This is a genomic window from Streptomyces sp. NPDC006458, from assembly GCF_040612135.1.
Classification (GTDB): Bacteria; Actinomycetota; Actinomycetes; order Streptomycetales; family Streptomycetaceae; genus Streptomyces.
Map to the genome: position 1 here is coordinate 87,467 of NZ_JBEXPR010000029.1, position 11,740 is coordinate 99,206.

Consider the following 11,740-nt stretch of genomic DNA (forward strand, 5'->3'; position numbering starts at 1 on the left):
GTCCGGTGCCCGGCTCAGGGCACGGCCACCACCGCCGAACCTGGACCGGCCCGCGTTCCGGCTCAGCGCACGGCCACCACCGCCGAACCGTGTCCGAACAGGCCCTGGTTGGCGGAGATCCCGACCCGCGCCCCGTCGACCTGCCGCTCTCCCGCGGCTCCCCGCAACTGCCAGGTCAGCTCGCACACCTGGGCGATGGCCTGAGCCGGTACCGCCTCCCCGAAGGAAGCCAGTCCGCCGCTCGTGTTCCCCGGTATGCGCCCGCCCGGCGCTGTCTCACCGGCTCCCAGGAGCTTGGCGCCCTCGCCCTCACGGCACAGCCCGAGGTCCTCGTACCACTGCAGCTCCAGCGCGGTGGACAGGTCGTAGACCTCGGCCAGCGAGAGGTCCTTGGGCCCCACGCCCGCCTCCTCGTAGGCCGCGCCGGCGATCGACGCGCGGAACGTCTCCTGGGCGGGCGCCACGGCCGCCACGCAGTCCGTCGCGAAGTCGGGCAGGTCCAGGACGGTGTTGGGATACCGCGGAGTCACCGTCGACACGGCCCGGATCCGCACCGGCCGCGCGACTCCGCGCCGGCGCGCGACATCCATGTTGGACAGCACCAGCGCCGCCCCGCCGTCGGAGGTCGCGCAGATGTCCAGCAGCCGCAGCGGATCGGCCACGACCGCCGAGGCGGCCACCTCCTCGGCGGTGACCGGTGCGCGATAGCGCGCGTACGGATTCAGCGCCCCCGCCGCCGAGTTCTTCACCTTCACCTGGGCGAAATCCTGCGGAGTATCCCCGTACACGGCCATCCGCCGCCGCGCGTACAGCCCGAAGTACAGGGGATTGGCCGCCCCCAGCACCCGGAACCGCAGCCAGTCCGGATCGTCCGGCCGGTCCCCGCCCGCCGGGCGGAAGAACCCTTTGGGAGCGCAATCGGCCCCCACCACAAGGACGACCTCCGCGAACCCGGAGAGGATCTGCGCCCGCGCGGTGTTCACCGCCTGGGCCCCTGACGCGCACGCCGCGTACACGCTCGTCACCCGGGCCCCCTGCCAGCCCAGCGCCTTGGCGAAGGCGGCCCCCGCCACATGCCCCGGATACCCGCCGCGCACTGTCCCCGCGCCGACGACCGAGCCGATGTCCCGCCAGCGCACCCCCGCGTCGGCGAGTGCCGCCCGCGCGGCCGCCGCCCCGTACGCGACGAAGCCGCGCCCCCACTTTCCCCAGGGGTGCATGCCCGCCCCCAGTACCGCCACGTCCGCCGTCATGTCCTCACCCCCGTCGGCCGCCAGTGCCACGTCGTCCAGGTCGTCCCGTCGTCCTCATGGAGCACGCCGGGCACGACCTCCACCTCCATGCCCACCGCCAGATCCGCGACGGTGACTTCTGGGGCCGCCTGGTCCAGCACCACCATCCGCTCGGATTCCAGCTCCACCGCGATCAACGCGTACGGGACCCACGGAAGTTCCGGATCGGTCACATAGGGTGACGGTGGCCGGTAGCGCGCGTCCGTGTACGACCAGACCCGACCGCACCGCGAGAGCGGGTACTCCGCCAACTTGCCCCTGGCGCAGTCGGGATTGCGGCAGTGCGTGTCCTCCCTGGGGAAGAACACGGACGAGCAGACGGAACATCGAGTTCCGAGCAGCCGGAAGGAACCCTCGCCGGTGAACCACCCGGCGACCACAGGTGCGCGTGTACGCGACAAAGACCCTCCCGGTATCCAGAACTGATGAAGCGTCAGAAGTGTGCCACGGGCAACCAGGAACCGGCAGGCCGAAAGCGTGAACCAAACGCGCCACATCGGCGTCGTGGATACGGGAGGGACGGGCGAGGCCTACGGGGGTGGCCCCGGCCGTCCCTCCGCCGCGGCCGCCCGATCGTGTCCGGACCGCACCGACCGCTTCCCCGCAGGCACAGCCTCCTGATAGAGGCAGCAGACATGACACGACTCTCCGCAGCAGGACGCCTCCCCACCGCATTACGCGGGATCGTCACCGCCGTCACCGCCGTCACCGCCCTCGCGGCCGCGACCGCCGCACCCGGCACCGTCCACGCGAGGACCGAACCCCACGCCCCCGCCGACTTCGTGACACTGAGAAGCGTCGACCGGACGATCATCCAGGAGATGCGCTACTTCACCCCGCACAACTTCGTGGGCGAGCGCGTCGACGGCTACCGCCAACCACTGTGCATCCTCACGCGCCCCGCCGCCGCAGCCCTCCACACGGCACAGCGGCGCCTGCTGCGCGAGGGATACAGCCTCAAGGTCTACGACTGCTACCGGCCCCAGCGCGCCGTCGACCACTTCGTCCGCTGGGCCGAGGACCTCGACGCCGAGGACATGAAGGCCGAGTTCTATCCCGACGTGGACAAGAGCCGGCTCTTCGACGACGGCTACATTGCCGCGAAGTCCGGCCACAGCCGCGGCTCCACGGTGGACCTCACCCTCGTCAAGCTCCCCGCCCGGCCGACCCGGCCCTACCGACCCGGCGAGGCCCTCGTGCCCTGCTACGCGCCCCAGCAGGAGCGCTTCCCCGACAACTCCGTCGACATGGGCACGGGCTACGACTGCTTCGACACCAGGAGCCACACACTCGACCCCCGTGTCCAGGGCGCCCAACGCGCCAACCGGCTCCACCTCAAGTCAGCCCTGGAAGACCTCGGCTTCGTGAACCTCGCCGAGGAATGGTGGCACTACACCTACAAGCCCGAGCCGCACCCCGACACCTACTTCGACTTCCCCGTCAGCGCCGGATCGCTCACCGAGTACCGCTGGAACTCCTGACCGCGACGCCCTCTCCGTGATCAGATACAGTCCGCGACGTGTCAGAGAACCAACACTTCGCCCCCAACTCCGGTCAGGGCTCCCACTGTTCGAGCTGCGGATCGCCCTACGGAGAGGGCATCTCCGGCTGGCCCCGCACCTGCCCCGCCTGCGGCACCACGGCCTACCGCAACCCGCTGCCCGTCGCGGTGGCCCTGCAACCCGTGTACGACACCTTGGGCACCGCCCTGGTCGTCATCACACGGACCGTGCCTCCCGCGCGCGGGGGCATCGCACTGCCCGGCGGCTACATCGACGACCGCGAGGACTGGCGGCAGGCGCTCGTGCGCGAGCTCAGGGAGGAGACCGGCATCGACGCGGCAGGCCGCGACGTCCGGCTCGTCGACGCCATGAACTCGCCCGACGGCCACCTGCTGCTGTTCGGCGTCCTCCCGGAACGCCCCGCCGACCGCCTGCCCCCGTCGGCCGCCACCGACGAGACCGAAGGCTGGCAGCTGCTGCGCAGGCCCGACGAACTGGCCTTCCCCCTGCACACCCTGGCCGTAAGGGCCTGGTTCGAGGGCCGCTACATCTGACGCTCACCGTTCGCGACACCACGCACACGCACCGGGTGGGGCGGCTCGCTCAGGCCGTCCTCCCCCTCGCGCCGAACCACCACCCGACGCCCCTCCCAGCGACTGACGTAGTACTCGGTCTCGAGTTCCTCCCAGCCGTCACCCGTGTCCGGCACCACCAGCCCGCTGCCCGTCCGGCCACGGGCCGGCGCCCACGCCTCCAGCTCCAGCCCGCCGTCCGCCCCCCGCACCGGAAGCACGGCACCCGCGCGCGCGAGCACCGGAATCCTGGACAGCGGCGCGTCCACCAGCACCTGCCCCGGCCCCTCGTACGCCCGCTCCGTCGCCGTGTCGTACCAGCGGCCCCGCGGCAGCTGCACCGCACGCCGGTCCGTCCCAGGGTCCACCACCGGCGCCACCAGCAGCGAATCGCCGAGCAGGAACGCGTCCTCGCAATCGCGCAGCACCCGGTCCTCCGGCGCACGCCACCACAGCGGCCGCACATACGGCGCTCCCGTACGCCGGGCCAGATGCGCCAGCGTCATGAAGTACGGCAGCAGCCGCCGACGCTCCGCCAGCGCCACGCGCGCGTGCTCCAGCACCTCGGGCCCGAACTCCCAGGGCTCCCGGCGCCCCGCCCGCAGACTCGCGTGCGTGCGGAACAGCGGGAGATACGCGCCCAGCTGGAACCAGCGCAGGAACAGCTCCGGCGACGGTATGCCGTCGTAACCGCCCACGTCCGGCCCCGAGTAGGGCACCCCGCACAGCCCGAGCCCCATGACCAGCGACAGTGAGGCGCGCAGCCCGGGCCATCCCGTGGCCACATCACCCGACCAGGTCCCGCCGTACCGCTGCATGCCCGCCCAGCCCGACCGCGAGAACACGAACGGCCGCTGCTGCGGCGTCAGCTCCCGCAGCCCCTCGTACGCCGCCCGAGCCATGCACAGCGCGTACACGTTGTGCGCCTCCCGATGATCACCACCCCGCCCCTCCAACGCGTGCCGGGCCGACCGAGGCAACGTCGTCTCACCGAACGCCGCGAACGAAGTCGGCTCGTTCATGTCATGCCAGAAACCGGAGAAACCCTCGGCGAGCCGCTCCTCGTACCGCCGCCCCCACCACGCACGCACGCGCGCGTCCGTGAAATCGGGGAAGACCGCCTCCCCGGGCCATACGACCCCGCGCACCACCCTGCCGGATGCGTCCCTGACAAACGCGTCCTCGACCGTGCCGCTGTCGTACACCGCGTTCCCCGGAGCGGCCTTCACCGCCGGATCGACGATCGACACCAGCCGGACACCGTCCCGCCGCAGATCCTCCGCCAGCCCCGGGAGCTTCGGGAAGCGGTCCCGGTCCACGGTGAACACCTGGTGCTCGTCGAGATGGTCGATGTCCAGATGCACCGCGTCCAGCGGCAGCCCGCGCTCCTGGTAGCCGGAGACGATCCGCCGCACCTCCTGCTCGCTGCCGAAACCCCACCGCGCGTGCTGGTGACCGAGCGCCCACGCGGGCGGCAGCGCGGGCGCGCCGGTCAGCGCGGCCCACGCCATCAGCACACGCGCGGGAGTCCCGACCATCACCCAGCAGCGCAGCGGACCGCCCTCCATCCGCAGCTCGCTCGTCCCGGCACGGTCATGACCGGAACCCGCGCCCTCCTCGCCCTCCCGCAGTCTCACCGTGCCGTCCCACGAGGTGTCGTGGAAGACCAGATGCGTCGCCGCGTCTGCCACCACCATCTGCACCGGCATCGTGATGTACAGCGGATCGTCCCCGGGCCCGAAGGCACCGCCCGGATCGGTGTTCCACAGCCGGTACACACCGTCCCGCAGCCGCGGCCCCGAGGCCCGCCCGCCCAGACCGAAGAACCGCGCGTCCGCCGACACCTCCGACCGCTGCATCCACCGCGCCGGACCACCCCCCACCGGCTCCCACCACCGAGGCGGCAGATCGCGGCGCAGCAGGACACCGCCGGGCGTCTGCACCTCGATTCCCCCGTGCCGCGAGACCACCACCGTCACCCGCTCGGCCACCACCCGCCAGCCGCCGTCCTTGTCGGGCTCCAACACGGCCCGCGGATCGGGCTCCGGACAACGCCCCGCCAGCGCGTACGACGGCTCGGGACCGGTGCCGTCCCAGCCCCAGAAGACAGCCCCGTTCACCGCGACCAGGATCCGCAGCTCGGAACGGCCGAAACGGAGCACGCCCCCGCCAGGGCCCGGCTCGGCCTCCCGCACAGCCCCCGGGACACGCGCGCGCTCCACGCCACGCGACGGCAGCGCAGCCGCGTCGGCCCGCCTCCTGCGCCACGCCGCCCGCACGGTACGCAACCCCTGGGCCCCTCCCACAGAACCGACCGCCTTCATCGAACGCACCAGGTCACGACCGTCCATGGTGATCACCCTGCCATCGACCCACCCACGCGCGGGTGTCGTTCAACTCCCGTTCACCCGTGCCGGGACCACATCTTCATGACGCCGACTATGTGGGGTGGCCCCTGGTATCGGAGTCGATCACATGGCATCGTCCCTGTCACCGCGTCACGCGCACACCCCGCCCGTGCGCGGACGACGCACACGACGCGCACAGTCCGGGAGCCCCCCCCATGCCGACCGAGAACGCCCAGCCGCTCTGGCAGCCCGATTCCGAACGTATCGCCGACGCCCGGATCACCAAATTCCAGACCTGGGCCGCGGATCAGCACGGAGCCCCCGCCGACGGCGGCTACGCCGCACTGCACACCTGGTCCGTCGCCGAACCGGAGGTGTTCTGGAAAGCGGTCACGGAATGGTTCGACGTCCGCTTCTCCACGCCCTACACGCGCGTGCTCGGCGACCGCTCGATGCCCGGCGCCTCATGGTTCCCCGGAGCGACCCTCAACTACGCCGAACACGCGCTGCGCGCCGCCGCGACCCGCGCCGACGAACCGGCCCTCCTCCACGTCGACGAGACCCACGACCCGCGCCCGGTGACCTGGTCGGAGCTGCGCCGGCAGGTCGGCTCCCTGGCGGCCGAACTCCGCGCCCTGGGCGTCCGGCCCGGCGCCCGCGTCAGCGGCTACCTCCCGAACATCCCCGAGGCCGTCGTCGCCCTCCTCGCCACCGCCGCCGTCGGCGGCGTCTGGACATCCTGCGCCCCCGACTTCGGCGCCCGAAGCGTCCTCGACCGCTTCCAGCAGGTCGAACCCGTGGTCCTGTTCACCGTCGACGGCTACCGCTACGGCGGCAAGGAGCACGACCGCCGCGACACCGTCACCGAACTGCGCGCCGAACTGCCCACCCTGCGCGCCGTCGTCCACATCCCGGTCCTCGGCACCGAACCCCCCGAAGGCGCCCTCGACTGGTCCGCCCTGACCGGCGCCGACGAGGAACCCGTCTTCGAGCAGGTCCCCTTCGACCACCCGCTCTGGGTCCTCTACTCCTCCGGTACGACCGGTCTGCCCAAGGCCATCGTCCAGTCCCAGGGCGGCATCCTCGTCGAACACCTCAAGCAGCTCGGCCTGCACTGCGACCTGGGCCCCGAGGACCGGTTCTTCTGGTACACCTCCACCGGCTGGATGATGTGGAACTTCCTCGTCTCCGGTCTCCTGACCGGCACCACGGTCGTGCTGTACGACGGCAGCCCGGGATACCCCGACACCGGCGCCCAGTGGCGCGTCGCGGAACTCACGCGCGCCACCCTGTACGGCACCTCCGCCGCCTATGTCATGGCCTGCCGCAAGGCCGAGGTGCACCCCTCACGCGACTACGACCTCTCCAGCGTCCGCTGCGTCGCCACCACCGGATCGCCCCTGCCGCCCGACGGCTTCCGCTGGCTCCACGACGAGGTCCGCGACGACCTCTGGATCGCCTCGGTCAGCGGCGGCACGGACGTGTGCTCCTGCTTCGCCGGAGCCGTCCCCACCCTCCCCGTCTACATCGGCGAACTCCAGGCCCCCGGCCTCGGCACCGACCTCCAGTCCTGGGACCCCAGCGGCGAGCCCCTCATCGACGAGGTCGGCGAACTGGTCGTCACCAACCCCATGCCGTCGATGCCGGTCTACTTCTGGAACGACCCCGACGGCAGCCGCTACCACGACAGCTACTTCGACACCTACCCCGGCGTGTGGCGCCACGGCGACTGGATCACCGTCACCTCCCGGGGCTCCGTCGTCATCCACGGCCGCTCCGACTCCACCCTCAACCGCCAGGGCGTACGCATGGGGTCCGCCGACATCTACGAGGCCGTCGAGCGACTCCCCGAGATCAAGGAATCCCTCGTCATCGGCCTGGAGCAGCCCGACGGCGGATACTGGATGCCCCTCTTCGTCCACCTGGCCCCGGGCGCCACCCTCGACGACGCCCTGCTCGGCCGTATCAAGCAGACCATCCGCGAACAGCTCTCACCCCGCCATGTCCCCGACGAGGTCATCGAGGTCCCCGGCATCCCGCACACGCTGACCGGCAAGCGCATCGAGGTCCCGGTCAAGCGCCTGCTCCAGGGCACCCCCCTCGACAAGGCGGTCAACGCCGGCTCCATCGACAACCTCGACCTGCTCCACTTCTACGAGGACCTGGCCCGCAAGCGCGCCTGACCCGGCACTCCGGCCGGCCGCGGACCCATTCGCGAGACACCCACGGCCGGCACCGCGCCCACCGCCCGGTGTCGGCGTGCGCGCAGGCGCGGACCGCCCCCTTCCAGCGCCTGACCTGCGACGACAGCACTCACGGAGCCCGTTGTCAGTGGTGCCGGTTACTGTGAGTGAGCATTGATCGACCGCGCACAGGGGGAAACATGGCGCACACCGACCACCAGACCATGCGGCGCGTGCTGCGCCGCGAAATCGCCGGCACCATCGGCCTGCTGACCGACGAGCAGGACTTCAGGGCCATGCGCCGCTACCGGACCTTCACCTTCGCCGACCACGCCACCTACCTACGCGAGGTGGAAGCGCTCCTGCGCACCCGCGCCCGGCAAGGCGGCCACACCACCGTGGCCCTCTTCGACCCGCAGGAGTACGCGGACTTCTGCGCCCACGCAGGACTCGACCCCGACCAGGCATCGAGCCGCACCCGCTTCACCGCCGAACTCGCGACCACCGGACCGGCCGTGCCCTACGAAGGCCAGCCGCTGACCGACCTCCTCCCCGCCCTTGTCGACGAGGCCGTACGCCAGGCGACCTGGGAGTACGCCTCCACACTCCTGGCCCGCCTCGGTGCCTGCGCCTCCTGCGGCGAGGATCTCGGACGGGCCGCCTTCACCCGCGCCGCGGACCTCGTCGTCCGCATCCTGGAGACAGCACCGCCCGGCTCCCACCACCTCGTGTGCAGCGTCTCGACCACTCCCGAAGCCCTCGTCGCCGCCCTGCACGCCGACCGGAACCGGGCCGAGCTCGAACTGCACGAGCCCGAGGCCCTGGAGTTCACCACCGTCCTCGCCGTCGGCATGGCCACGGGCAGCCCCGGCGGACTCGTCATGCGGACCACAGCCCCCGACACCGCCGACCAGGTCTACGGATGGCGCCTGCGCGGCGGCGGCCTCCAGCCGCTCACCGCGGCCGAGGTCTTCGACGCCTACTGCACCGACGCCGAGTCCGGGGACCTCATCTCACCCGAATCGAACGTGGACTACTGCGAGCCGCCCTCCCTCGGGCCCGGGGGAACCACGGGCGGACACGGCCACTGAACGCGCGAAAGGCGCCCCACCCTTCGGATGGAGCGCCCCTCGCCGGGAACCGGAGAAACCGGCGGCCGATGCCTTGCGGTCACTCGCCGGACAGCACCGCCTGCGCGGCGGTCCGGGCCTCCTCTGCGCTGTCCGCCGCCCGAGCGGCCGCGGCGGCCCGCTCGCACTGGGCGAGCGTGTACTTCGCCAGGGTCGCGCGGACATAAGGAATCGACGCGGCGCCCATGGACAGGGAGGTGACACCCAGACCCGTCAGCACACACGCCAGCAGCGGATCGGAGGCGGCCTCACCGCACACACCACAGCTCTTGCCCTCGGCCTTCGCGCCCTCCGCGGACAGCGCGACCAGGTCGAGCAGCGCCGGCTGCCACGGGTCCTGCAGCCGGGACACCGCACCCACCTGACGGTCGGCCGCGAAGGTGTACTGGGCGAGGTCGTTCGTGCCCAGCGACAGGAACTCGACCTCCTGAAGGATCGAGCGCGCCCGCAGCGCGGCGGAGGGGATCTCCACCATCGCGCCGAACTTCGCCCGCAGCCCGGCCTCGCGGCACGCGTCCGCGAACGCCTTGGCGTCGGCACGGTCCGCCACCATCGGGGCCATCACCTCTAGATAGACCGGCAGACCCTCGGCCGCCTTCGCCAGCGCGGTCAGCTGGGTGCGCAGCACCTCGGGGTGGTCGAGCAGCGTCCGCAGGCCGCGCACGCCCAGCGCCGGGTTCGGCTCGTCGGCCGGGGTCAGGAAGTCCAGGGGCTTGTCCGCTCCCGCGTCCAGGACACGTACCACGACGCGGCCCTCGGGGAAGGCTTCGAGGACCTTGCGGTAGGCCTCGACCTGCTTCTCCTCGGACGGCGCGTTCTTGCTGTCGTCCAGGAAGAGGAACTCGGTACGGAACAGACCCACACCCTCGGCCCCGGCCTCCACGGCAGCCGGCACGTCCGCCGGACCGCCGACATTGGCCAGCAACGGCACCTTGTGCCCGTCAGCCGTGGCACCCGGGCTCGTGGACGCCGAGAGAGCCGCCCTGCGCTCCGCCGCCGCGGCCTCCAGCTTCGCCTTCTTCTCCTCGCTCGGGTGCACGAAGATCTCCCCGGTGCTGCCGTCGACCGCGATCATGGTGCCCTCGGCCAGCTCGCCCGCACCCGGCAGCGCCACGACCGCGGGGACGCCGAGCGCACGAGCCAGGATCGCGCTGTGGCTCGTCGGCCCGCCCTCCTCGGTCACGAAGCCGAGCACCAGAGTCGGGTCCAGCAGCGCCGTGTCCGCCGGGGCCAGGTCACGCGCGACGAGCACATAGGGCTCGTCGCTGTCCGGGACGCCCGGCATCGGCACACCGAGCAGACGCGCGACGATACGGTTCCGCACGTCGTCGAGGTCGGCCACCCGGCCGGCCAGGTACTCACCCGCGCCGGCCAGCAGCTCGCGGTACGCGGCGAAGGCGTCGTATACCGCGCGCTCGGCAGTGCTGCCGACGGCGATCCGTCGATCCACGTCCGCGATGAGCTCGGGATCCTGGGCCATCATGGCCTGCGCCTCGAGCACCGCCTGGGCTTCGCCCCCCGCCAGGTTGCCGCGCGCCATCAGGTCGGCAGCCACAGCTTCCACGGCCTGGCGGGCCCGCCCCTGCTCACGCTCCGCCTCCTCCGCCGGGATCTGCTTGGCAGGCGGTTCCAGGACCGCCGTTCCCATGTGCCGAACCTCGCCGATCGCCACACCGTGGCTCACGCCGACGCCTCGCAGCGTTGTCTCCATCTCACCCGTCTCCGATAGTGCGGCGGGTCCCGCCGCCGCGGTGGTTGTCCTGCCTGCCGTCATGACGACGGCGCCGATGTCACGCCCAGCCGAAGAGGGCGTCGCCCGCCTTGACGTCGCCGTCCTCGCGGAGATCGGAGAGAGCCTCGGCCGTGGCCTCCAGCGCCACGATCGGGCAGACCGGAGACTTGCCGGCCTCTTCCACGGCGGCCGGGTTCCAGCGCACGACGGCCTGGCCGCGGGTCACGGTGTCCCCCTTGTTCACCAGGAGCTCGAAGCCCTCGCCGTTGAGCTGCACGGTGTCGATGCCCAGGTGGGTGAGGACGCCATGGCCCTCCGCGTCGACGACGACGAAGGCGTGGGGGTGGAGGGAAACGATGACCCCGTCGACCGGAGAAACAGCCTCGGAAGGCTCCCGGGCGGGGTCGATGGCGGTACCCGGGCCGACCATGGCCCCGGAGAAAACGGGATCGGGCACGGCGGCCAGTCCGATGGCGCGTCCTGCGAGAGGGGACGTCACGGTGGTCATGGGAAGCCTCCCAGCGGCGGAGATGCTTACGCGCCGTCACTGACTGTCGATAACGGCGCACTGTTGAGCAGGGTATGTCATATGAAGTCCCGGTTCCGCACGAATGGCCCCGGGGTAAGAGGTCTAGACCACCACTCTAGTCGATTTGCGCGGGCTTCGCGGCCCCGTGTACTGTCGTACCCCTGCCTGACGGTGAGTGACGCAAGCAAAGGTCCGAAGCCAGGCAGCAACCAACTCGTCAGATCCTTTCGCTGGGTCTCCTTCTGCATGCCCGCAGAACGGTGGTCAGCGGAACGGAAAATCGCTGATAAAGTTGGAGCCGCCGGAAAGGGAAACGCGAAAGCGAAACCCTGGAAAGCACCGAGGAAATCGGATCGGAAAGATCTGATAGAGTCGGAAACGCAAGACCGAAGGGAAGCGCCCGGAGGAAAGCCCGAGAGGGTGAGTACAAAGGAAGCGTCCGTTCCTTGAGA

The 11,740-nt window shown here is 71.3% G+C and carries 9 protein-coding genes; 4 read left to right on the forward strand and 5 right to left on the reverse strand.

Annotated elements, in window-relative coordinates; genetic code table 11:
- Positions 1-62 precede the first annotated feature (62 nt).
- A complete protein-coding gene (locus tag ABZZ79_RS31765) occupies positions 63-1,253 on the reverse strand; it encodes a lipid-transfer protein (RefSeq protein WP_356694672.1) in 1,191 nt (396 codons plus the stop codon).
- Complete coding sequence (locus ABZZ79_RS31770; protein WP_356694698.1) at positions 1,250-1,672, reverse strand: benzoylsuccinyl-CoA thiolase; 423 nt, start codon at positions 1,670-1,672, stop codon at positions 1,250-1,252. The genes ABZZ79_RS31765 and ABZZ79_RS31770 overlap by 4 nt, the downstream gene beginning before the upstream one ends.
- A 255-nt stretch (positions 1,673-1,927) precedes the next feature.
- Between ABZZ79_RS31770 and ABZZ79_RS31775 the strand changes: the two genes are divergently transcribed.
- Positions 1,928-2,773, forward strand: a complete 846-nt coding sequence (locus ABZZ79_RS31775; protein ID WP_356694674.1) for a M15 family metallopeptidase — start codon at positions 1,928-1,930, stop codon at positions 2,771-2,773.
- Positions 2,774-2,811: 38 nt separating this feature from the next.
- On the forward strand, positions 2,812-3,348 hold the full coding sequence (locus ABZZ79_RS31780) for an NUDIX domain-containing protein (RefSeq protein WP_356694676.1): 537 nt from the start codon (positions 2,812-2,814) through the stop codon (positions 3,346-3,348).
- Here ABZZ79_RS31780 and ABZZ79_RS31785 read toward each other — a convergent pair.
- Positions 3,339-5,717, reverse strand: a complete 2,379-nt coding sequence (locus ABZZ79_RS31785) for a TIM-barrel domain-containing protein (protein WP_356694678.1) — start codon at positions 5,715-5,717, stop codon at positions 3,339-3,341. The two genes, ABZZ79_RS31780 and ABZZ79_RS31785, sit on opposite strands and share 10 nt — an antisense overlap.
- A gap of 212 nt (positions 5,718-5,929) precedes the next feature.
- On the opposite strand from ABZZ79_RS31785, the gene ABZZ79_RS31790 reads away from it, so the two are divergent.
- Both ABZZ79_RS31790 and ABZZ79_RS31795 read left to right on the forward strand, forming a co-directional pair.
- Positions 5,930-7,897 carry an acetoacetate--CoA ligase gene (locus ABZZ79_RS31790; RefSeq protein ID WP_356694680.1) on the forward strand — a complete coding sequence of 656 codons (1,968 nt, stop codon included), beginning with the start codon at positions 5,930-5,932 and terminating at the stop codon, positions 7,895-7,897.
- A 200-nt stretch (positions 7,898-8,097) separates the two neighbouring features.
- The gene (locus tag ABZZ79_RS31795) at positions 8,098-8,988 is read left to right on the forward strand and encodes a hypothetical protein (protein ID WP_356694682.1); all 891 of its coding nucleotides are present in this window, start codon (positions 8,098-8,100) and stop codon (positions 8,986-8,988) included.
- A 79-nt stretch (positions 8,989-9,067) separates the two neighbouring features.
- On the opposite strand, the gene ptsP is transcribed toward ABZZ79_RS31795, so the two are convergent.
- Together ptsP and ABZZ79_RS31805 are read right to left on the reverse strand one after the other, a co-directional pair.
- A complete protein-coding gene (gene ptsP / locus ABZZ79_RS31800) occupies positions 9,068-10,738 on the reverse strand; it encodes a phosphoenolpyruvate--protein phosphotransferase (RefSeq protein WP_356694684.1) in 1,671 nt (556 codons plus the stop codon).
- A 79-nt stretch (positions 10,739-10,817) separates the two neighbouring features.
- Positions 10,818-11,267: a PTS glucose transporter subunit IIA gene (locus ABZZ79_RS31805; RefSeq protein WP_356694686.1), complete on the reverse strand. Its 450-nt coding sequence runs from the start codon at positions 11,265-11,267 to the stop codon at positions 10,818-10,820.
- Positions 11,268-11,740: the final 473 nt, after the last annotated feature.